At 43.0% G+C, this 19,823-nt stretch carries 27 protein-coding genes; 21 read left to right on the forward strand and 6 right to left on the reverse strand.

Features of this window, described 5'->3' with window-relative positions:
* Positions 1-5: 5 nt before the first annotated feature.
* The 6 genes from ACK8P5_RS00830 to ACK8P5_RS00855 all read left to right on the forward strand — a co-directional run bounded on the left by ACK8P5_RS00830 (position 6) and on the right by ACK8P5_RS00855 (position 2,215).
* Positions 6-404 carry a hypothetical protein gene (locus ACK8P5_RS00830; protein WP_422659128.1) on the forward strand — a complete coding sequence of 133 codons (399 nt, stop codon included), beginning with the start codon at positions 6-8 and terminating at the stop codon, positions 402-404.
* 1 nt (position 405) lies between these two features.
* A complete protein-coding gene (locus ACK8P5_RS00835) occupies positions 406-531 on the forward strand; it encodes a CD1375 family protein (RefSeq protein ID WP_422659129.1) in 126 nt (41 codons plus the stop codon).
* Positions 532-589: 58 nt separating this feature from the next.
* Positions 590-733 (forward strand): CD1375 family protein, encoded by a 144-nt coding sequence (locus ACK8P5_RS00840; RefSeq protein WP_422659130.1) that lies wholly within the window; start codon positions 590-592, stop codon positions 731-733.
* A gap of 80 nt (positions 734-813) precedes the next feature.
* The gene (locus tag ACK8P5_RS00845; protein WP_422659131.1) at positions 814-1,194 is read left to right on the forward strand and encodes a hypothetical protein; all 381 of its coding nucleotides are present in this window, start codon (positions 814-816) and stop codon (positions 1,192-1,194) included.
* Positions 1,195-1,220: 26 nt separating this feature from the next.
* A complete protein-coding gene (locus ACK8P5_RS00850; protein WP_422659132.1) occupies positions 1,221-1,487 on the forward strand; it encodes a phage holin family protein in 267 nt (88 codons plus the stop codon).
* Positions 1,484-2,215, forward strand: coding sequence for an N-acetylmuramoyl-L-alanine amidase (locus ACK8P5_RS00855; protein ID WP_422661333.1), 732 nt, complete (start codon positions 1,484-1,486; stop codon positions 2,213-2,215). Before ACK8P5_RS00850 ends, ACK8P5_RS00855 begins: the two co-directional genes overlap by 4 nt.
* Positions 2,216-2,256: 41 nt before the next feature.
* Here the strand turns inward: ACK8P5_RS00855 and ACK8P5_RS00860 are convergent, their stop codons facing one another.
* The 3 genes from ACK8P5_RS00860 to ACK8P5_RS00870 form a co-directional block, all read right to left on the reverse strand.
* Positions 2,257-2,826, reverse strand: a complete 570-nt coding sequence (locus ACK8P5_RS00860; RefSeq protein WP_422659133.1) for an Ltp family lipoprotein — start codon at positions 2,824-2,826, stop codon at positions 2,257-2,259.
* A gap of 142 nt (positions 2,827-2,968) precedes the next feature.
* Positions 2,969-3,169, reverse strand: a complete 201-nt coding sequence (locus ACK8P5_RS00865; protein ID WP_422659134.1) for a hypothetical protein — start codon at positions 3,167-3,169, stop codon at positions 2,969-2,971.
* Positions 3,169-3,372 carry a hypothetical protein gene (locus tag ACK8P5_RS00870; protein WP_422659135.1) on the reverse strand — a complete coding sequence of 68 codons (204 nt, stop codon included), beginning with the start codon at positions 3,370-3,372 and terminating at the stop codon, positions 3,169-3,171. Before ACK8P5_RS00870 ends, ACK8P5_RS00865 begins: the two co-directional genes overlap by 1 nt.
* A 135-nt stretch (positions 3,373-3,507) precedes the next feature.
* Here ACK8P5_RS00870 and ACK8P5_RS00875 point away from each other — a divergent pair, with 135 nt between their 5' ends.
* Entirely contained in the window at positions 3,508-3,705 is a 198-nt protein-coding gene (locus ACK8P5_RS00875) for a hypothetical protein (protein WP_422659136.1), read from the forward strand.
* Positions 3,695-4,087, forward strand: coding sequence for a hypothetical protein (locus ACK8P5_RS00880; RefSeq protein ID WP_422659137.1), 393 nt, complete (start codon positions 3,695-3,697; stop codon positions 4,085-4,087). The genes ACK8P5_RS00875 and ACK8P5_RS00880 overlap by 11 nt, the downstream gene beginning before the upstream one ends.
* 13 nt (positions 4,088-4,100) lie before the next feature.
* On the opposite strand, the gene ACK8P5_RS00885 is transcribed toward ACK8P5_RS00880, so the two are convergent.
* Both ACK8P5_RS00885 and ACK8P5_RS00890 read right to left on the reverse strand, forming a co-directional pair.
* Positions 4,101-4,304, reverse strand: a complete 204-nt coding sequence (locus ACK8P5_RS00885) for a hypothetical protein (RefSeq protein WP_422659138.1) — start codon at positions 4,302-4,304, stop codon at positions 4,101-4,103.
* Positions 4,305-4,389: 85 nt separating this feature from the next.
* On the reverse strand, positions 4,390-4,629 hold the full coding sequence (locus ACK8P5_RS00890) for a helix-turn-helix domain-containing protein (RefSeq protein WP_422659139.1): 240 nt from the start codon (positions 4,627-4,629) through the stop codon (positions 4,390-4,392).
* 187 nt (positions 4,630-4,816) lie between these two features.
* Here ACK8P5_RS00890 and ACK8P5_RS00895 point away from each other — a divergent pair, with 187 nt between their 5' ends.
* The 11 genes from ACK8P5_RS00895 to argS all read left to right on the forward strand — a co-directional run bounded on the left by ACK8P5_RS00895 (position 4,817) and on the right by argS (position 15,351).
* Entirely contained in the window at positions 4,817-5,728 is a 912-nt protein-coding gene (locus ACK8P5_RS00895; protein WP_422659140.1) for a hypothetical protein, read from the forward strand.
* 152 nt (positions 5,729-5,880) lie between these two features.
* Entirely contained in the window at positions 5,881-6,876 is a 996-nt protein-coding gene (locus tag ACK8P5_RS00900; RefSeq protein ID WP_422659141.1) for a hypothetical protein, read from the forward strand.
* 1 nt (position 6,877) lies between these two features.
* A complete protein-coding gene (locus tag ACK8P5_RS00905; RefSeq protein WP_422659142.1) occupies positions 6,878-7,135 on the forward strand; it encodes a hypothetical protein in 258 nt (85 codons plus the stop codon).
* Between the two features lie 148 nt (positions 7,136-7,283).
* Positions 7,284-7,484, forward strand: a complete 201-nt coding sequence (locus ACK8P5_RS00910; RefSeq protein WP_422659143.1) for a hypothetical protein — start codon at positions 7,284-7,286, stop codon at positions 7,482-7,484.
* 413 nt (positions 7,485-7,897) lie between these two features.
* Positions 7,898-8,191, forward strand: coding sequence for a hypothetical protein (locus ACK8P5_RS00915; RefSeq protein WP_422659144.1), 294 nt, complete (start codon positions 7,898-7,900; stop codon positions 8,189-8,191).
* Positions 8,192-8,372: 181 nt separating this feature from the next.
* Entirely contained in the window at positions 8,373-9,200 is an 828-nt protein-coding gene (gene speE, locus ACK8P5_RS00920) for a polyamine aminopropyltransferase (protein WP_422659145.1), read from the forward strand.
* A gap of 17 nt (positions 9,201-9,217) precedes the next feature.
* Positions 9,218-10,087, forward strand: coding sequence for an agmatinase (gene speB / locus ACK8P5_RS00925; protein ID WP_422659146.1), 870 nt, complete (start codon positions 9,218-9,220; stop codon positions 10,085-10,087).
* Between the two features lie 458 nt (positions 10,088-10,545).
* The gene (locus tag ACK8P5_RS00930; protein WP_422659147.1) at positions 10,546-12,354 is read left to right on the forward strand and encodes a LamG-like jellyroll fold domain-containing protein; all 1,809 of its coding nucleotides are present in this window, start codon (positions 10,546-10,548) and stop codon (positions 12,352-12,354) included.
* A gap of 251 nt (positions 12,355-12,605) precedes the next feature.
* Complete coding sequence (locus tag ACK8P5_RS00935) at positions 12,606-13,073, forward strand: hypothetical protein (protein WP_422659148.1); 468 nt, start codon at positions 12,606-12,608, stop codon at positions 13,071-13,073.
* Positions 13,074-13,249: 176 nt separating this feature from the next.
* Positions 13,250-13,675 (forward strand): DUF1934 domain-containing protein, encoded by a 426-nt coding sequence (locus ACK8P5_RS00940; RefSeq protein ID WP_422659149.1) that lies wholly within the window; start codon positions 13,250-13,252, stop codon positions 13,673-13,675.
* On the forward strand, positions 13,672-15,351 hold the full coding sequence (argS, locus tag ACK8P5_RS00945; protein ID WP_422659150.1) for an arginine--tRNA ligase: 1,680 nt from the start codon (positions 13,672-13,674) through the stop codon (positions 15,349-15,351). Before ACK8P5_RS00940 ends, argS begins: the two co-directional genes overlap by 4 nt.
* 170 nt (positions 15,352-15,521) lie before the next feature.
* Here the strand turns inward: argS and ACK8P5_RS00950 are convergent, their stop codons facing one another.
* Positions 15,522-16,670, reverse strand: a complete 1,149-nt coding sequence (locus tag ACK8P5_RS00950; RefSeq protein WP_422659151.1) for a S8 family peptidase — start codon at positions 16,668-16,670, stop codon at positions 15,522-15,524.
* Positions 16,671-17,034: 364 nt separating this feature from the next.
* On the opposite strand from ACK8P5_RS00950, the gene rpoE reads away from it, so the two are divergent.
* Together rpoE and ACK8P5_RS00960 are read left to right on the forward strand one after the other, a co-directional pair.
* Positions 17,035-17,595, forward strand: coding sequence for a DNA-directed RNA polymerase subunit delta (rpoE, locus tag ACK8P5_RS00955; RefSeq protein WP_422659152.1), 561 nt, complete (start codon positions 17,035-17,037; stop codon positions 17,593-17,595).
* A gap of 460 nt (positions 17,596-18,055) precedes the next feature.
* The gene (locus ACK8P5_RS00960) at positions 18,056-19,657 is read left to right on the forward strand and encodes a CTP synthase (protein ID WP_422659153.1); all 1,602 of its coding nucleotides are present in this window, start codon (positions 18,056-18,058) and stop codon (positions 19,655-19,657) included.
* Positions 19,658-19,823: the final 166 nt, after the last annotated feature.

A 19,823-nucleotide genomic window follows, 5' to 3' on the forward strand; every position in this document is an offset into this window, starting at 1 on the left:
TAACATTGAAGCAAATTAATAGACGAATATATGCAGACAAAGTGACTGGCCAAGTTTTAGCTGATACGGGCGAGCCGTTTGTGATGGATTATTATATAAAACCCACTGTCGAGGATGACTTCCGTGCTTTTAAATCTTTACATGGAAGAGACGAAAATGAGGTTATATTATTGGAATTAGAGATAGGACAATACGCACGGGACTTCGAAGAGTCAATTAGTTATCGCGTTAATCCCGATACACTCTCACTCGAATTCTCTTATCCGGACCCAGACACCCCAGAAGCGCCGCCCATTTATCAGCTTCCACTCACTGAACAAGTGGCGCAACTAAAAGCCGCTGACCTCGATAACAAAGAAGCCATCGCTTCACTCTTTGAGATGATGCTGACAGGAGGCCTGTAATATGGATAAGAAAGCTATGGCGAAGATTTACCTAGATCTGGTCAAATCTGGCCGCAGAGAAGAAGCTAGTGTGCCAGAGGAGATCCGAAAAGAATATGACGAGTTAAAAGCTGAGTCCAATGCGTAGGCTGCGGGAACGGCTTTTTTTATGTCTTCTTGGTCTGTTCTTGAGAGGAGGTGATATTATGAATCTGCAAATTTTCGCATCTACCTATGTCGCATTAATCCTCGCAGGCCGCCGCGAATTTGAACAGGTACCCGAAACAGTTAAAGAATTGGTTCGTGCCGATCTGGAAGCTCTTGGTTATGACTTTGGTCAAACCTTGTAAATACACATCAATGCCAAAATACGTTTTTTTATGCCCTTGGGTGGTCCGGGGGCTTCTTTTATTAGACAGGGGGGGAAGAGATGACACCGGAAAGGGTGAGTGACATGCAAGACGACAATTCGAAGCTTCTCGTTGATATACAAATACAACTTGCAAGGATCGAGAAGACATTAGAAATTGTTCCAACACTAGCGGCAGCCGTAGAGACAGTGAGAGAAACTGCGCGTAGTGCTGACCAGTCTGCAAAATCTGCCCATCATAGGCTTGATCTACTTCAAACGGCAAAGGAAATAGCGGAAGAAGCATTGAGAACGGCGCAAGCAGCAGTTGCAGAACAAAACACACAAAAGGAAGACCAAAAATGGTTTAAGCGTACATTTTACGGGGCTATAATCGGCGGTGTTGCTGTAGGTATCCCTGCACTTATATGGGCGGGAATTAAACTATCTGCACTTACTTAATTAATTAGAAAAGAGGATGAATGTATATGGAATGGAACCTGATTTTTGAAATGATTGATCCACGTTTGATTATTGTTGTCGCGGCATGTTGGGTGATTGGCTATATCTTAAAGAAAACACCAAAGGTACCGGATTGGAGCATTGTATATATCGTTGTGGTACTGGCCGTAATGTTTACGGTATGGCTGCTTGGTTGGAGCGCAGAGTCGCTTATACAAGGTATTCTATCCGGTTCATTTGCGGTGTTTGGTCATCAGATTGTTAAACAGGCCAAGATTGGAGCTGATCAATAATGAAAGTATGGATTGATGCAGGGCACGGTGGTAAAGATCCGGGTAAGGTAGATAATGGACTAAAGGAGAAAGACATTGTACTCAATATCTCTCTAAACGTTAAAAAGAGACTGGAATCTGAGTATGAAGGTGTACAGGTGATGCTTACAAGATCAACCGATATCTTTGTTGAACTTGACGAGCGTACCAAAGCTGCTAACAAGGCCGGAGCTGATATTCTAGTTTCTATCCACTGTAATGGAGCTGGCGGTGCAGGAGGATTTGAGAGTTTTCGATATACCAATCCTCAGACTGCTTCCGTTACGCTTCAGAACGTACTTCATACCGAGATCATGACAGCCCTGAAACCGTTTGGGGTTATTGATCGGAAGCAGAAAGCCGCAAACCTTCATATGGTCCGTGAAAGTAAAATGCCAGCAGTACTCACCGAGAACTTATTTATTGATGTGGCAACTGACGCTGAACGATTAAAACGAATAGAAGTTATTAACGCCTTAATTGATGGTCATGTTAAGGGGATTGCAAAGTATTTGGGACTAAAATCTAAGGAGGGAGCAAAGATGGAGAACACGGAACGCGACATTAACAAAGTTAGTCCATGGGCTGAAGTAGTCTGGAAAGACATGTCGGAGAAGAAGTACTTTGACGGTACCCGTCCTGGTGCACCTATCACTCGTGAAGAAATGGCGATTGTACTGAGTCGAGTTATAAATAGCCTATCGAAGTAACACGAAGACCCTACCATTAAGTGCTGGTAGGGTCTATTTTTTTATTCTAAATTATCAATCGCGTATTGCGCTTCTTCTTTAGTAAACTTTTCGCCATATTCTGAGATCAATTGATCATATATAGCCGAGTCGGACATACTCATAGATTCCGCATACGATTGTGCTTTTTTTAATGCAGCTTCTTTCCAGTCAAATTCAATGTTATCGATAGCGTATTGAGCAGCTTCTTTAGGGAAGGCCTCACCGTATTCAGAAGTTAATTGATCGTAAATACCTGCCTTTGACATACTCATGGTTTTTGCATACATTTCCGCTTTAATTAATGCTGATTTATGTTCCCTAGGGACAATATCCTCTTTTACTTCCTCAATAACCTCTTTTACTTCTTTTACTTCTTTCACTTCTTGTTTAACTTCTTCTTTTTCCTCAGCTTTCTCTTTTTCTTTGCCCTTTTCATCCGATTTGGATTGAGTAGTATCGACATTATTGGTGCTACTGTTATCTGCGACCGGAGTAGGTTCCTTGTCGTTTCCGTTTGCTCCTATAGCACCGAATACAATAAATGCTGCAATGACCCAGAACCAAACTCTTTTATAAATTGGTTTCTTCAAGATAAATCCCCCTATAGATGTAAATAATAAACAAATCCAGTCTATCAGATATAGGAAAATATTACTATGTAATATTGAGAGAAAAGGAAGTTAGGTGAATCGAAAGACCCTATCAGTTATGTGCTGGTAGGGTGTCTTTTGCCTAAGTGATAATATTGAAATTTACTAGCAACCTGTTAGCTATACTGGTGCAACATTCGTATCGTGCTTCCCAATAAATCTTCTTTGCTTCATCGCCCTCGGCAGCATACTTTGAGCGGAAACGGTCAGCTTCTTCTGCTTCTCTAAGAATTATATTAATTTCTTCTTGAATGCGACCTATACGAACATGGGATGATGCCATTACCTTACTCCTTTCTCGAACTCAATCAATCTACTCACGTGTTTTATATCTTCCACAGGCACCCATACAGTTCCATCCTCACACCGTAGCTTTAGTCGTTCTGTAAGGCTCTCTGGTATTCCTTTTAATATCTCACCGTTAAGCAGTCTTATGATAATTGACTGTTTCTTATTCATCGCCACTTGTATTTCTTTTCTCCACAAAAGTAACAACCTCCTGTCATTTCCCCTTTTGTCGATTATTCTGCAAACACGCAAGATTTCCTTTTTATTATTGATTTTAGAACAAACGTTCGTTTATAATACAAACAAATGTTCCTATTCGTGGAGGCGATCATGATGAAGAAGTACATAGGACGAATTGTTGAAATCATTTATATGGATCGAAAAGGGAACATCACACAGCGTAGGATTGAGGTATTAGGGGTAAGACAGGGGAGAGTAAAAGCGAACTGTCTGAAGTCTGGTGAACTTCGTGTATTTAATGAAATGAATATACTGGCATCAAAACCCGTAGGTGAACACAATGTATCCTAACAATAATAAGATAACAATCGAAGAACGCACCATGATCCGTGATTATATTCTGCTGCCACATATGGAGAAGATGGTCCAGAAAAGTATTGATGAAGCTACATACTCCACCAATATCATGAAACGCTTATACGTCCTTGCCAGTCAGAAGATCCTTGAACAGATAAAGCAGGACATGAGGGGCATAAAGCTTGAACTTAAGAAACGGAATATCAAGATTTTAAACGAAGAACAATCTGATTTTGTTATCTACCATCATTATTATTGCCGTGGTTATGAGGATAAGTTTGGTATGACTCGTGATGTAATGCGGGCGGAGATCAGTGTGCAGTTGACTAAGTATATGTCTGAGTTAGCAAGGTTACTGAAAGAGTACTCTAAGTAAGTCCTTTTTTTCGTTATTTGAATAGCTTTTTTATTAGCTTAAATATATCAAATGTGGTCCGATTATAAACTTTATTGTAAACAGCTTTCTTTGGATTTCTAAGCCAGCCGTAACCACGAGGCATTTTTAATCCGGCACGATGTACTATCTGTCTTTTTATGCTAGTCCTTGCAGATATACGTTTCTTTAAACTGGGTCTACGCATTCCGAATTTCATGATATTCTACACCTCTCAACTGGATTCCCAAGCGCTTGAGAATTTCAAAAGGCTCTGCTGGCTAATTGCTGGCGGAGCCTATTTTTTATTCTGAGAAATCTTGTTCTTTTTCGTTTCCATCCACTTCAATAAATTCCACGACTTCTTCAATCCTGCAATTTAAATCCTCACAGATTTTCGCAAGGACACTCATTGCTACAAATTTTCCGCTGCTCATGTTTGCTAATGTGGACGAAGATATTCCCAGCTTATTTCTTAAATAGCTTTTATTTTTATCGCGTTTGATCAATGTGATATCTAACGGCTTATAACTAGGCTTAAGCATTTAACGTTACCTCCTGCAAACGAGCTATTGAAAGAATTATATCATAAATCAAATATTATATTCCACAACAAAAACAAAATGTTCGATAACTATTGACACTATGTTTTATTTAATTTATATTATGTTCAACAAGTCGAACAACATGTTTGAAAATAAGAACAAAGTATTTTAGAAGGGAGATATTCTGTTGTCTACAAATACTAAAGTCACCTTTGAGGTTGCAGGGAAAAGAGACCGCAGCGAACTATCCCTACCAATCCAGCATTTTATTGCTATGGATGACTGGATAAACAAACTTGGTCATCAAGCGTACATAGCGTGGCTTAAGTTTTATACTTACGCGGATCGTACTGAGTCCCAGCGATTTGAAGCATCGCTAACAAAGCTGTGTGAGCGTCTAGGGCTGTCGAAGGGGACGTTTTATTCAAAAGTCATTCCACCTTTATGGAATTACGGGTTTATTGATTTTAAGGAGCGTGATGGTTTCATGACGATTGTTGTATACTCCTATCCGCAGAATAGTTACGAGCTTGCCACGCGTCCGCTAAACAAGATTCGCGACTATGCTACGGAATGGGATTCAGTTAATCGTGATCGAGGAAAGGCAGGGGGAAAGAAATCGGCAATGTTGAGATCATCAGATTTGAGCGGTTCAAAAAATGAACCGCTTGAGAAATCCAATAATATCGGTTCAAAAAATGAACCGGAGGGCGGTTCAAAAATTGAACCCAATAATATATTTAAATCTTTTAATAATTCAAATAACTTGAATGATTGTATGGGCGATGCTGACGCATCACTTCACACAAGCGTGTATCAAGCCTTGAGGAATCATGCTTCAAAGAATTGTTATGTACTCAACAATACTCCAATCGGTTCCTGGTACATTGACGAGATGTACACGATGTTGGTCAATCAGTTCCCAAATCAACTTGATCCGGAAGTTGTCCAACTTGCCACAGAGTTATATTTCGACCGAGCGTGTGCAGTCACAATGCAGGGTGTGGTTATGAAGCTCGATCTGCAGAACCCAGTTGGATACTTTCGGTTTTGCTATGAAGACGCAATAAAGCAATGGAAAGCTAAACGTAACAACTGAGTATATGGAATAACGGCGGCTTTATTTAGTTATTTTATATAGAAATTTATATAGAAACTTATATGAATCCTAGTGTTTTCAGCGCCTTGGCAGGCGATTTTATATAGAAAGTTATATAGAGAGTTATATAAAAAATTAGGAGAGTGTTTATTATGAAAAATGTACGTCCTACTGATATCGGTTATGGTCTAGTGAAGGAAGTTGACTTAAAAGGTAAAGTGAACAAGTTTCGTTCAGTCGTTGGACGCTTGGGGGACTCAATTGACATGGGTAACTCTGTCGCTGCTGATGTAATTGTTATTGACGGTGTATCCTACGTTGTAGGGGATGATGTGTACAAGCTCGGTCGTAAACCTATCGTAGCCAATGAGACCGTGAGCCGAGCGAAAGAGGAAGCATATAAGGTTCTGGCGATGTATTCATTGGCAAAGAGGCACCAGGATAATGACGGTGGTGTCACAGTGATTACAGGGCTACCCTATCAAAATCTAGATGAGGCAGAAGAAGTAAAGGCGATCTTTGAGGGTGTCCACGAAGTTATTCTAAATGGAACAAAGCTTTCTATTAAAGTAGATCAGGCTATCATAGTATCGCAGGGGCTAGGGACATACTACACGCTTGTTAAGGTTCGTGGTAGTGACATCATGAGTAAACGTGTCCTCATTACTGATTTGGGATTTAAGACGATAAACTATCTGCCCATCAGTGGTGGTGAGATCGATGCTTTGACCGTAAAAACATCTCGCGAACTTGGTATTCAAAGTGCATATAAAAAGATTGCGGATGCAGTTAACCTGGAATATAAAACAGACTATAAATACTATCACGTAGATGAGCTGTTGGATGTTGGTGTGCCAAGGCAAGACGTGGATAAAGGGAAGTATTTTGAGTGTATTACAGAGAAGCCATATGTCATTGAATCCTTTGACGAGTACGCCAAAAGTGTTTGGACTGATCTTATCGATAAATACAGCAGCGCGTTCCTGGATGACCTCGATGAGGTTGTATTTGGAGGCGGTACCGCTGAACGTGTAAAGCTGCATCTTCTGAAATTCAAGAAACATTATTGCTCTATCATGGAGAATGCTCAGGATGCTCAAGTCCTTGGTTATGATGAGATCATTAAAAAGCTTTTGAGGGGGAAATAAGATGGCTGAAAGCCGGACGAAGCTACTGTATTTCGGTAAGCGCGATGATGCGATTTGGGAAGCCATTCAATCACTACCGAAGGGTGATCAGAACTATCACATGAAGGAGGCACTTAGAAGTTATTTTCTTTCAATCAGTGGTGTCACTACATCAGCTAAAGTGACGATCATACATAATGAGGCTATTCCTGATCCAGTCGAAGAAGATTGCACAGAGCAAATAAATATAGGGAAGCTATCCGGATTGATGATCCGGTAAGCAACATAAAGATTCTGCTGATATGTACTGGCAGGGTCTTTGTTCTATATCAGCAAACATTCGACATACATAAATATGAAAAAAACTCTTGATGGGAACATAAGTTCGTATTATTATAATAGGTAATATCAACCAGAGGGGTGACATCGTGGAAACTGTTTTTATTGATTGTCAATCTGTTAAAAATGTAAGAGAAGCTAAAGGTGTAATCATGGAAAATCTGAGGCTTTTAAAATCGCCTTGCTTTGTAGATTTAAATACAGTAGATGGAAAGAGACATTATTATGCCGAAAAGAGCAATATAGGTCTACAGGGAGCCGGGTGGATAGTAGTAGAAAGGAAAACATAAAAGATTTGTGTTAAATATTTCCGGAGTATATTACTCCGGAAATCCCCGGGGGAGAGCGGAATATCCGCATCGCTTACTCCTCTACTTCGATAACACTAAATTCGTGTAAGTCCTCCATGCGACAGCCTAATAATAAAGAAGCCAAGTATTCATCTTCAGGCTTCATTACTAATTCGTTGTTACAAAAATGAGAGACAATACGAGGGTGTGTCCCGGATCTCCTGGCATATTCCGCCTGAGTCCAACCCTTTTGTTTAATCCAGTAGAGCAGCAAGCATCTCCCACGGGAGATGTGTTTCAATTACATATATTCTCCTTTCAGAAGATGCTAGTCGATTTGTAGATGCTAGAGTAAATTGTAACACGAGCTAAAAGTGTCAAACAACACACCCGACAACTAGGAGGCAAGGCGCATGAAGATTGAGTACGTTAGTATTCTTATCGATAAAAGAACCGCAGAAATTTGTGATTCTTTCTTCAAAGTTCCAGAATGTCTTTATAATGATTTCATGAATGAATTATCACCAGTATCTCAGGATCGGATCTTACAATATGAATTAGAAAACACCTTTATAAGACAGACGAGAGAGGCAATAGATTTCGCATATCGAGCTGCACTCAAGGATGTTCAATTTGATAATGACCACAATGACCACGTTTTGACCACACAAACAATGAAAACACCGCAAATAGTGCATAAAAAGTAGGGCGAAAATTTCATGTAATTGCTTGTGCCGCAGGGGTCGCAAACATCGCAGGTACTGTGTTATTATACAATTTGTTTGGTACAATAGAAAAAGATGTGAAACTCGGCATCTGCCCGAATAAAGTTTTACGGATTGGATCTGGACGGCTGAACATTATTCTAGCGGAAAGAAGGTAGAGACGATGGAATTATGGTACACGGAGAAACAAACGCCGACTTTCGGCATTACGGCGAAAATACGGGAAACGTTTGTACATGAGAAGACGGAGTTTCAACAACTGGATATGATCGATACCGAAGAATTTGGACGCATGCTCGTCCTGGACGGAATGGTCATGACTACGATTAAAGACGAATTCGTCTATCATGAGATGGTCGCTCACCCCGCACTGAACACGCATCCAAATCCGAAGAAAGTGCTCGTTGTGGGCGGTGGAGACGGCGGTGTGATTCGTGAAGTCATCAAGCATCCTGGAGTGGAGAAGGCCGTTCTCGTTGAAATTGATGGCAAAGTTATTGAATATTCGAAACAGTACCTGCCGGAGATTGCTGGTAAACTGGATGATCCTAAGGTAGAAGTGCTGGTTAACGATGGATATATGCATATTATTGAACACAAGAATGAATACGATGTCATTATGGTAGACTCTACCGAGCCTGTAGGCCCGGCTGCTCCTTTGTTTGAGCGCGGCTTCTATCAAGGCATTTTCGAAGCGTTGAAAGAGGACGGGATTTTTGTTGCACAGACAGATAATCCTTGGTTCAAAGCGGACTTGATCCAGCAGGTGAACAAGGACGTGAAGGAGATTTTCCCGATCGTACGTGTATATGGTGCGAACATTCCGACTTACCCAAGTGGTCTTTGGACTTTCACAATGGGTAGCAAAAAATATGATCCGCTTGAAGTGGACGAGTCGACAATCGATGAAATGGATACGAAATACTATTCACCTCGCTTGCATAAAGCAGCTTTCGTATTGCCTAAATTCGTAGAAGACTTAGTGAAGTAAGGAGGAGCGATTAACGAATGAAACTGGATCAAGCTTATTCCGGCAACGTATTTATTTGTAGCTCCGACGATTACAAGAATTCCAAAGCCGTTATTTACGGCATGCCGATGGACTTTACAGTAAGTTTCCGTCCCGGCTCCCGTTTTGGACCTTCCCGGATTCGTCAAGCATCCGTAGGGCTTGAAGAGTACAGCCCTTACCTAGACAAGAGCATTGAAGATATGACTTACTTCGATGCTGGTGATCTAATGTTGCCATTTGGTAACGCAGGCCGCAGCCTAGAAGTCATCGGAGAGTATGTAGGCAAGCTTTTGGATGATGATAAATTCCCAATCGGTCTTGGTGGCGAACATTTGGTTACTTGGCCAATCATCCAGAAGATGCACGAGAAATACCCAGATCTTTTACTGATTCATATTGATGCGCATGCTGACCTGCGTGAACATTATGAGGGAGAGCCTTTGTCCCACTCTACGCCGGTACGTAAAGCTGCTGAAATTATGGGCGGAAAGAACATTTATCAGTTCGGTATTCGTTCGGGCTCCCGTGAAGAGTTCCAGTTCGGAAAGCAGAACATTAACTTCTATCCATTCGAGGTAGCTGCTCCGCTTAAAGAGGCACTTCCTAAGATGGGCAATCGTCCGGTTTACGTAACGATTGATATCGATGTACTGGATCCTTCTGCTGCACCAGGTACGGGTACGGCTGAAGCGGGTGGTATTACATCGAAGGAGTTGTTAGAGGCTGTACATCTGATTGCAAACTCTGACGTGAATGTTGTTGGCTGTGATCTGGTTGAAGTGGCTCCTGTTTATGATCCGACCGAGCAGACACAAATCGTGGCAGCGAAGCTGATTCGTGAGATGTTGTTGGGGTTTGTAAAATAAATGATTTCGACCCTCCCAAACCCTCCCTTGCCAGGGAGGGCCCCAGAGAGCTCCGCCCTCTGGACTCCCGAAATTTTGGCGGTTGGCGTTCAGTTGGTGGAGAGAAGTATGGGAGTGCGTAGAACCGGTCATTCCTTGGCTTCCCTTTGGGATCGCCATCGGTGACCTTCATACGAGAGGTTGCCTTACCAGCTATCGCTTGGTTCTGCTAATCTTTAAGATCGTACACGGCTCATCTCCCTGCTTCGCTGGGCGCTGAGCGTGAAACCTTTTAAGACCGTTAAGAACCTTTAAAAAACAAGCATCCCTTCTCTAAGCTTTGGCTATCGGGGGATGCTTGTTTTTTTGTTGCGCCCATCTGAACACACAGTTAATGCAAACCTTCATTTCCCTTGATGTTCCGGTGACAATCCAATAATAAGATTATCCATATCATAATTTTTGGAGGGACAGCTAGAATGAAACGGCCTTTTAGAAGAGCACTTGCCATCTTGATGTCAGCATTGATGATTACAGGAGTTTTGACAAGCGCTAGCCCAGCAACAGCACAATCCAATGCTTCAGAGGAGAGTAGCTTCAAAGTCGCTATTTTGCCAGACACGCAGAAGTACGCGCGCTATAAGAATGAAATTTTCCTGGCGCAAACAACGTGGCTCAAAGAGCATGCTGAAGAAGAGAACATTAAATTCACCTCACAACTGGGTGATCTAGTCGATCGGGTTGATGAGGATTATGAGTGGAAGAATGCCGATGCAGCGATGAAGGTTCTTGATCAAGCAAAGCTTCCTTACGGATTCCTAGCTGGAAACCATGATGTCTTGAAGCCAAGTCAGTATGACAATGAACGTGATTTGTCCAAAGAACCGTTCCTGCAATACTTCTCAACGAATCGAATGAAGTCTATCCCGGGCTTCGGGGGTAGCTCGGAGAATGGATTCAATTCTTATTACATATTTGAAGGAGCAGGCAAGAAGTATATCGCCATGTTCTTGGACTGGAGAGCGTCCGAAGAATCCTTGAAATGGGCACAGCGTGTGATCGACAAGCACCCTACCTACCCCGTAATGCTATTTACACATCAGCTTCTTAACATCTCGGGAGATAAGAAAGAAGCAATCATGACAGATCATGGTCAGTACTTATGGGATACGCTGATCAAGAAGAATGATCAGATTTTCCTTACTGTTAACGGGCATCACCATGGTTACGCACATAAGGTGATGCAGAATGACTATGGACAAGATGTTGTGATGATGGTTGTGGATTATCAGAGTGCTTTTCACGGTGGTAACGGCCTTATGCGTACACTTGAGTTAGATATGGCCAAGAACCGTATCCATGCTGAGTCATTCTCTCCATGGGTGAAGGGGATGTCTGAGGAAGAGAGAACAGTTTTTGATGAGGAAAAACTCGTCGATGACTTTAATGATTTTACGATCTCTATGGACTTTGAAGAGCGCTTCTCTGGATTTCAACCGGCAAGTGAAATACAGAAAGAAATTCCGAATGTAAGTGGAACACAAGCTCATTGGCGTTTTGAGAGTTCCGCTGCTTCAGAACATCAAGCTGTTGCAGGCAACGGAGCTAAAGTAGTACGTGATTTATCCAACCAAGGTAATGATCTGTACCGTAAGGATGAGGGTTCAGCCCGGCCTAATGATATGGTGTGGACCAAAGGGAATGCTCAAAATCCGAAAAGCCGCTCAGGCATTCGCTTTATCGGCGATAAAACACAGGATAAAGGATCTTACTTGCAGACATCCGATAATGCACCGATCAACAAGAATACATTTGAGAACGGATATACTGTAGAAGCCATTATTAAGCTTAGCCCTGATTTCCAGAGTGAGAAGCACTCCTGGATGGGGATATTGGGACGACTTGGGACAGGTAAAGACGCGGGTAAATTAAATGGAGATCAGGATGCACCCTTAGCAACGATGTCTGTTTCTAGTCTGCGTGAAATTCAGTGGGCAGCGTTTCCGGTGAATTATAACAGCGAGCATACCAATTGGTCATGGGAATTAGACGACAACTGGCACCATATTGCGATTGTAAATGATCGGGTTACAACGATCATGTATATCGATGGTGTTGAGGTGCTACGTAACCCTGATATTAGAGCTTATGGCCTTGCTTCTGTAGATAAGGCATGGATCGTAGGTGCGAGCCAGTATGAGAATAAGCTGGATGGTGTATTTAATGGCTGGATCAGTGAGATTCGTCTTGTCGATCGCGCTTTAGAGAAGAAGGATTTTCTGAAATAGGGGTTTATTTGGGTGAAACACAGACTCAAGTAAGATAAACTAAGAACCAGAACAATAGCTTGGTCCAACAGGGATCAAGCTTTTTTTCCTTCTTTTGCAGGAACTGAGTAATCTTCTTCTTCGTTAAACCGGCTTTGATCTGTAATTTTATGGTATGTTATGGCTAGTGAAAACGTTGGAGGGAGCGGATTGGCTTGCCTTGGAGAAGAATCATACCCATCATGTGTTTGTTGATTCTGTTACTAATATTCATGCTTAGTCGGTCAAATATCCCTCGAAATCTACTGATGTCAGAGGATGAGAAGACAGCTGCTAATTATGTTCAGTCTCGTGGTTATACCATTGAGGAGCATCAAGGAGCAGTATCTACCTACATATTAGAACAGTCTCGTCTGAATTCCTCGGGCGCATCTGCTTCGGGCAATTTACCGTACATCAAAACATGGAGCTTACAGGAGAACGAACCTGATAATTATTTTGGTAAAGAAATATCTTCGTATACTTTTATCGTTTCCGGTCACCCTTTGGATAAACAGTACAACACCCATACAAAAGTATCGATTATGATGGTAGATGGTAAAGTTGTTGGAGGCACATCCTCACCGGATGTAGATGCAGATGGGGGACCATATGATCTGGACGGCCGAACTCTCGAAGAAGTAACCGGTATATCCTTGGAACAATGGAGAGAACAATGGGATCAGAAATATAATAACTAAATGAAGTACCTGTCACGGGCTCATTATTTTCATGTAAAATAAGATTTACAACATATTTTCTATCCATATATGGTTCTGTATAAGCAATTCTATAGAAATTTGCAGAAATCCTCATTTGAATTGCCGTGCCATACTGGATATAGTAATACAATAGGTAAGGAAAAGAGGAACGTATCATGTCAGACCGAAAACAAGCGACCATCCGTCTTCAAAGCTTTCATGAAGGAGAGAATACGGTGCAGCAACTTCCCGCCGAGGTTATTGCCAAGGGAAGTGCGTTGTATGTTCGCTATGAAGAACCAAAGATGGGGCCGTATCAAGGAGAGACCCGCACGACCGTGAAGTTGACCCATGATGATTTGAAAATTATTCGTCATGGTGAGGTGCAGTCGGAGCAGGCTTTCAAGCTGGGGCAAAAACTGCCAGGCTTTTATCGTTCCCCTTTCACCTCATTTAATTTGTCTACGCACACCAAAAGCCTGAGTATCGATCTCAGCGGCATGACCGGAAGCGCTTCGTGGGCGTATGATCTATATGTGTTCGATGAGTTTTCGGGACACTTTTCCATCAGTTTGACTATTCAGGAGGCCCATGAATCATGACATTAAATCCACTCGATCACATTAACCAGCTCGTTGCTGAAGCGGTAGCAGATGCTGCTGTCGCGGCAGGGCTTGTGTCCCGCGAAGAGCTCCCAGCGATTACGTTAGAGGTGCCTAAGGACAAATCGCACGGTGACCTTGCTACGAATGCTGCAATGCAATTAACCCGGATCGCGAAGAAGAATCCGCGCCAGATTGCGGAATCCATTCTAGAACATCTAGACACCGGTAAAGCTTCGATTGAAAAAGCAGAGATTGCTGGTCCTGGCTTTATTAACTTTACGCTGAACAAGAGCTACCTCTATCCCGTAGTTGAACTCATTCAGCAAGAAGGTGAGAATTACGGACGTGTAAATACAGGTCAAGGGCAGCGTATTCAGATGGAGTTTGTTAGTGCGAACCCTACCGGTAGCTTGCATTTAGGACATGCCCGTGGTGCAGCTGTCGGCGATGCTCTCTGCAATGTGCTTGATTTTGCAGGTTATGATGTTACACGTGAGTACTACATTAATGATGCTGGTAATCAGGTAGTGAACCTGTGCAAGTCGATTGAAGCCCGTTATATGCAAGAGCTCGGTCAAGATGTTGAGATGCCAGAAGACGGCTATCATGGTGAGGATATTAAGGGATTTGCCAAAGAGCTAGTTGCAGAGAAAGGTGACTCCCTGCTCTCCATGTCTCCTGAAGAGCGGACCGCATTTTTCCGTGAGTATGGACTAGAGAAGGAACTTGGCAAAATCAAGCGCGATTTAGGTCGTTTCCGGGTTCATTTTGACGAATGGTTTAGCGAAACCTCTCTGTATGAGAACGGACTTGTTGTAAAGTCGCTTGAAGAGTTGAAGGCTAAAGGTGAAGCATATGACCAGGACGGTGCAACTTGGCTGCGCACAACGGACTATGGTGATGACAAGGACCGTGTACTTGTGAAGAATGACGGCACGTACACCTACCTGACACCGGATATTGCATACCACCGCAATAAATATGAGCGCGGCTACGACCGTATGATCAACATCTGGGGCGCAGACCACCATGGTTATATCCCACGGATGAAAGCCGCTATGGAAGCGTTGGGTAACGACCCAGCGAAACTGACTGTGTTGATCGCTCAGATGGTAAGCCTGTTCCAGGATGGCGAGAAAGTGAAAATGTCCAAGCGTACCGGTAAAGCCGTTACCATGGAAGATCTGATGGATGAAGTAGGCGTGGATGCCATCCGTTACTTCTTCACCATGCGGAGTATGGATTCTCATCTTGATTTTGATATGGATTTGGCGGTTTCCACGTCTAACGAAAATCCAGTATTCTATGTACAATATGCTCATGCGCGGATTTGCAGTGTATTCCGTCAAGCAGAAGAGCAAGGGATTGAGCTATTGCCTCTAGATAAGGTGAACTTGGGCCTTCTTACGGCTGAGCATGAGTATGATATTTTGCGCAAAATTGGCGAGCTTCCTCAGGAAGTGTCGCTTGCTGCAGAGAACTATGCGCCACATCGTTTGATCCGCTATGTTTATGAACTAGCGTCCTTATTCCACAGCTACTACAGAGCAGAGCGTGTTATTACAGAAGATGCGGAGCAGACTCAAGCTAGATTTGCGCTTCTTGGAGCGATTCGTACTGTTATCGCCAACGTACTTGGTCTCGTAGGTGTATCTGCACCAGACCGGATGTAATCACAGCCCTAGTGAATTATCGGGTCACAGACCCATCAAATTCCTGGGTATAAACCTAACAGCCGCTCCCCGATTATGGGGAGCGGCTGTTTATCTATGACAAGAAACGTCATGATCTGACTGGTTGTAAATATGAATGTCTAATCCTTTGAAGAGAATTCAATCTAGGATTACAGCTTCAATCCTTCTCTTACAAACTTTAGGGTTTGTACCTCGCCACCATCGGTCAAAGATCGACCTTTACGAAGGCCGACAGGGATGGAGGTACGCCGTAATAGTGCTTTAATTGTTGCTGGTTTGATATCAGGTTTCTGAGCAAGTAGCAAAGCGATGGTGCCGCTGACATGTGATGTAGCCATAGAGGTGCCGCTCATCTCATGATATTTACCATGTAACCAGGCAGATACAATTTTGTCTCCTGGAGCATAGATATCTACATACTGTCCTCGATTACTGAAGGATGGAATCTTACGGTTTCGGTCTGTTGCACCTACGGAAATCGTTTGTGGGTAACGAGCGGGATAATCCACAGAACGGCGTTTACCATCATTGCCTGAAGAAGCTACAATAATTACACCAGATTGATGGGCCTTGGTGACGACCTCTAGCAATGTACGGCTACGAGTTTGCATACCGAAGCTCATATTGATTATGTCGACACCTGTTCGAACACACCAGTCAATCCCCATGACAATATCCGACACAAACGCAGAACCGTTGTAGTCGAATGCCTTTACTGGATAAACTGTTGACCTAGGTGCTACACCAATCATCCCATGAGTGCTATTAGCGGCTGCGATGGTACCTGAAATATGTGTACCGTGGCCGTTGTCATCATAAGGGAGGGTTCCGCGATTGATCAGATTGATCCCTCTGGTCACTGAATTTTGAAGATCAGGGTGACTAAAATCTACCCCGGTATCAATAACCCCGATTTTGATACGATGCCCGGTAGAGAGTGACCAGGCTTGAGGTGCTTTGATTTGTTTGACTCCCCAAGGCACTCCGGGTCCGGCTTCAACGTTACCTTGGACGGCATGGATGTGAACTTGGCTGTCTTCCTCTATTGTTATATCTTGTTTGAATTCAGCCTCTATCCGAGTTGTATGGGAGGAGGGTGCGATAATGGAGTGAGTTAGAGGAGAATAACTTACATGCTGCCAATGGGAGGCGGATTCGGACAATTGTTTCCACTCTTGAACACACTCAATATAGAGCTTCGGATCATGAAATGTAAGGATCCTTCTTTCTTTATTTTGAGTGTGTTTTTGAGGGGCCGTCTCCATTAGAAGTGATTGCATGATCCGGGTGTAGTTCATGCCTGGCAATCCCCCTTCAAAGAACCGTTGCTGCAGTATTGTATGAATGCAGAAGGTTGCCCGAATGGGATGTTGCCCTTTTTCATGGAAATAGGCCTTGTTCGGCGTGTCAAAAGGTTACGACGAACATAATATAAACGGAGAGAACATAGGGGTTCTTTCATCTATCCCGTGAGGAGTCGATCCTTGGGGCGGATACAGTCAGAAGACGGGGAGAACCTCCCCGTCTTTTTCTCATGTTTCTAGGGAAATGATAAAAACTTGATTTTTGACTCTAAATAGGTTTTACTTAGTTTTGATAATGGATATGTTGAGATAATGATGATATGCAAGGTGAAGATTGCGTGAGAGGAAGTGTACGTCAGTGAGTAATCCGCTCAATTTAAAAATCGATCCAGACAAGATTCAGGAAATCCCAATGGTGGACCTGGCTTTTATGGTACTCAAAGCGGCTAATACGCCGTATTATTACCGTGACCTGATGAAAGAGGTAGCCAAGCTTCGTGGCTTTACGGAACAAGAAACTAACGAGACGATTGCCCAGTTATATACCGAGATCAATATAGACGGACGTTTTGCGTGCGTTGGTACTAACTTGTGGGGATTGAAGCGTTGGTATCCGCTTGAGCGTTCTGATGATCCGGTTGCGAATGCGAAGCGTCCGCGCATCATTAATGATGAGGACGATGACGATGATGATTTTGCAGAGGAAGAAGAAACGTATAGTGCGGACGATGCAGATGAAGATTATGATAGTGTCGATGAGGATTCGGACGATGATATCTATTCCGATGACGACGATGCTGACGAAGAGGTAGACGAAGAAGTCGTACTTGACGATGATGATTTGGAAGATGAGGATTCCGATGACGAGGACGATGAGAACTCAGAAGAAGACCCCGACGAGGAAGATCTGAACCGATAAATAATAGGTTTGTCACGCTGTAGAATTTCACCCAAGCATTGGGTTGGTTTGTGATGGGTTCTTCTCTTGACAAGGGGACAAGGCACAGAGTAAACTATTGCTTGGGCTTATGATTTGAGGACAAATATGTTTAATTATAAAAGTGCCCCGTTTCTTTTCGGGGTCACTTTTTTTGTTTTTAGGGAATTGTTGTAACTAATTAACGCAGCATTATTTCCGGATATCAAGGATCCCCGCGGGTTTATGGCGCCTAAATGTAACGAGTTGCGCTATTAGCTGACAGGCCGGCGTGATTCACCGGAAAAGCTTGTCATATGTCAATCGGTAGGCTCGCTTCTGAAATATGAAGCGGGCACCGTTCGTTTTTATCACGGTTTAATGATGAATCAGATGTAAAAGGGTTACCATAAACATCATATGTCGCCTGATTTTTTTGAATTTATTTAGGAGGGTTTTTACTGTGACAAAGTATATTTTCGTAACAGGTGGGGTTGTGTCTTCCTTGGGCAAAGGGATTACTGCGGCTTCACTCGGCAGATTGCTGAAGAACAGAGGGCTGAAAGTAACGATCCAGAAGTTTGATCCTTACATTAACATAGACCCGGGAACAATGAGTCCTTATCAACACGGTGAAGTTTTTGTAACAGATGACGGTGCAGAGACTGACTTGGATCTGGGACACTATGAGCGTTTTATTGATATTAATCTGTCGAAGAACAGCAACGTCACGACTGGTAAAGTATACTCTTCCGTTATTAGCAAAGAGCGTCGTGGTGAGTACTTGGGTGGTACCGTACAAGTTATTCCACACATTACAAATGAAATTAAAGAGCGTGTATTCCGTGCTGGTCGTGAGGCCGGATCTGATGTAGTTATTACGGAAATCGGTGGTACTGTAGGGGACATCGAGAGTCTTCCGTTCCTTGAAGCTATTCGCCAAATTAAGAGTGAGGTTGGCCGTGATAATGTGATGTACATTCACGTAACGCTAATTCCTTATATCAAAGCAGCTGGTGAAGTGAAGACGAAGCCGACCCAGCACAGCGTAAAAGAGCTACGTAGCATCGGTATTCAACCGAACGTTATCGTATGCCGTACAGAATATGAGCTTTCCACCGAAATGAAAGCTAAGATCGCTTTGTTCTGTGACATTGATCCGAATGCAGTAGTTGAGTGCCGTGATGCATCTTCCCTATACGAAGTTCCTTTGAACTTGCGTGAAGAAGGACTCGATGAGATTGTTGTTAATCATCTGAAACTAGATACACCAGAGCCAGACATGACAGAATGGGAAGCACTTGTTAACCGTGTATCCAAGCTGGAGAAGACTGTTGAAATTGCGATTGTTGGTAAATACGTTGCGCTTCACGATGCTTACCTCAGTGTAGTGGAATCCTTGTCTCATGCCGGATTTGATGCTAACGCAGAAGTGAAGGTTCGCTGGGTTGATGCTGAAGAGATTACAGATAGCAATGTTGATCAAATGCTAGGTAATATCGGTGGTATTCTTGTGCCTGGTGGATTCGGTGATCGTGGTATTGAAGGTAAAATCACGGCGATTCGTTATGCTCGTGAGCAAAATATTCCGTTCTTCGGTATTTGCCTCGGAATGCAGGTTTCCGTTATTGAATATGCTCGCTCTATGGTAGGTCTGGACGGCGCAAACAGCTCGGAGATCAACCCAGCTACTGAATATCCAGTCATTGACCTTCTTCCAGAACAGAAGGACATTGAGGATCTGGGTGGTACTATGCGTCTTGGGTTGTACCCTTGTAAGCTTCAGCCAGGCTCCTTGGCTATGGCTTGTTATGACGATGAACTGGTATACGAGAGACACCGTCATCGGTATGAGTTTAACAATCAATACCGTGAAGAGATTGAAAAGGCAGGCTTGCGCATTTCCGGTACGTCTCCAGATGGAAGATTGGTTGAAATCGTTGAGCTACCTGGACACCCTTGGTTCTTGGCAGTTCAGTTCCACCCAGAATTCACTTCTCGTCCGAACCGTCCACAGCCGTTGTTCCGCGAATTCGTCAAAGCTTCAATTCAGCACCGCTCTTAATTTAGAGTGCTGTAACAATAAATTTAAAGCCTTCCCCTTCTAGGGAAGGCTTTTTTTGATATTGTTCACATTTTAAAGCTTCATGTAACATCAGAGATTCTTTTCTTTATTAGTGGATACTAATAAAAAATGCGTATTTTGGTAGTTATTAAGGAAGGATTTTGCT

The sequence above is a fragment of the Paenibacillus sp. EC2-1 genome, assembly GCF_049311625.1.
In the GTDB taxonomy this organism is placed as follows: domain Bacteria; phylum Bacillota; class Bacilli; order Paenibacillales; family Paenibacillaceae; genus Paenibacillus_AQ.

Excerpts from the sequence above, each read along its gene's own strand:
- ACK8P5_RS00835 (WP_422659129.1), top strand. The coding sequence starts at position 406 with ATGGATAAGAAAGCTATGGCGAAGATTTACCTAGATCTGGTCAAATCT.
- ACK8P5_RS00840 (WP_422659130.1), top strand. The coding sequence starts at position 590 with ATGAATCTGCAAATTTTCGCATCTACCTATGTCGCATTAATCCTCGCA.
- ACK8P5_RS00845 (WP_422659131.1), top strand. The coding sequence starts at position 814 with ATGACACCGGAAAGGGTGAGTGACATGCAAGACGACAATTCGAAGCTT.
- ACK8P5_RS00850 (WP_422659132.1), top strand. The coding sequence starts at position 1,221 with ATGGAATGGAACCTGATTTTTGAAATGATTGATCCACGTTTGATTATT.
- ACK8P5_RS00865 (WP_422659134.1), bottom strand. The coding sequence starts at position 3,169 with ATGGCATCATCCCATGTTCGTATAGGTCGCATTCAAGAAGAAATTAAT.
- ACK8P5_RS00875 (WP_422659136.1), top strand. The coding sequence starts at position 3,508 with ATGAAGAAGTACATAGGACGAATTGTTGAAATCATTTATATGGATCGA.
- ACK8P5_RS00880 (WP_422659137.1), top strand. The coding sequence starts at position 3,695 with ATGTATCCTAACAATAATAAGATAACAATCGAAGAACGCACCATGATC.
- ACK8P5_RS00885 (WP_422659138.1), bottom strand. The coding sequence starts at position 4,304 with ATGAAATTCGGAATGCGTAGACCCAGTTTAAAGAAACGTATATCTGCA.
- ACK8P5_RS00890 (WP_422659139.1), bottom strand. The coding sequence starts at position 4,629 with ATGCTTAAGCCTAGTTATAAGCCGTTAGATATCACATTGATCAAACGC.
- ACK8P5_RS00900 (WP_422659141.1), top strand. The coding sequence starts at position 5,881 with ATGAAAAATGTACGTCCTACTGATATCGGTTATGGTCTAGTGAAGGAA.
- ACK8P5_RS00905 (WP_422659142.1), top strand. The coding sequence starts at position 6,878 with ATGGCTGAAAGCCGGACGAAGCTACTGTATTTCGGTAAGCGCGATGAT.
- ACK8P5_RS00915 (WP_422659144.1), top strand. The coding sequence starts at position 7,898 with ATGAAGATTGAGTACGTTAGTATTCTTATCGATAAAAGAACCGCAGAA.
- speE (WP_422659145.1), top strand. The coding sequence starts at position 8,373 with ATGGAATTATGGTACACGGAGAAACAAACGCCGACTTTCGGCATTACG.
- speB (WP_422659146.1), top strand. The coding sequence starts at position 9,218 with ATGAAACTGGATCAAGCTTATTCCGGCAACGTATTTATTTGTAGCTCC.
- ACK8P5_RS00930 (WP_422659147.1), top strand. The coding sequence starts at position 10,546 with ATGAAACGGCCTTTTAGAAGAGCACTTGCCATCTTGATGTCAGCATTG.
- ACK8P5_RS00935 (WP_422659148.1), top strand. The coding sequence starts at position 12,606 with ATGCTTAGTCGGTCAAATATCCCTCGAAATCTACTGATGTCAGAGGAT.
- ACK8P5_RS00940 (WP_422659149.1), top strand. The coding sequence starts at position 13,250 with ATGTCAGACCGAAAACAAGCGACCATCCGTCTTCAAAGCTTTCATGAA.
- argS (WP_422659150.1), top strand. The coding sequence starts at position 13,672 with ATGACATTAAATCCACTCGATCACATTAACCAGCTCGTTGCTGAAGCG.
- ACK8P5_RS00950 (WP_422659151.1), bottom strand. The coding sequence starts at position 16,670 with ATGAACTACACCCGGATCATGCAATCACTTCTAATGGAGACGGCCCCT.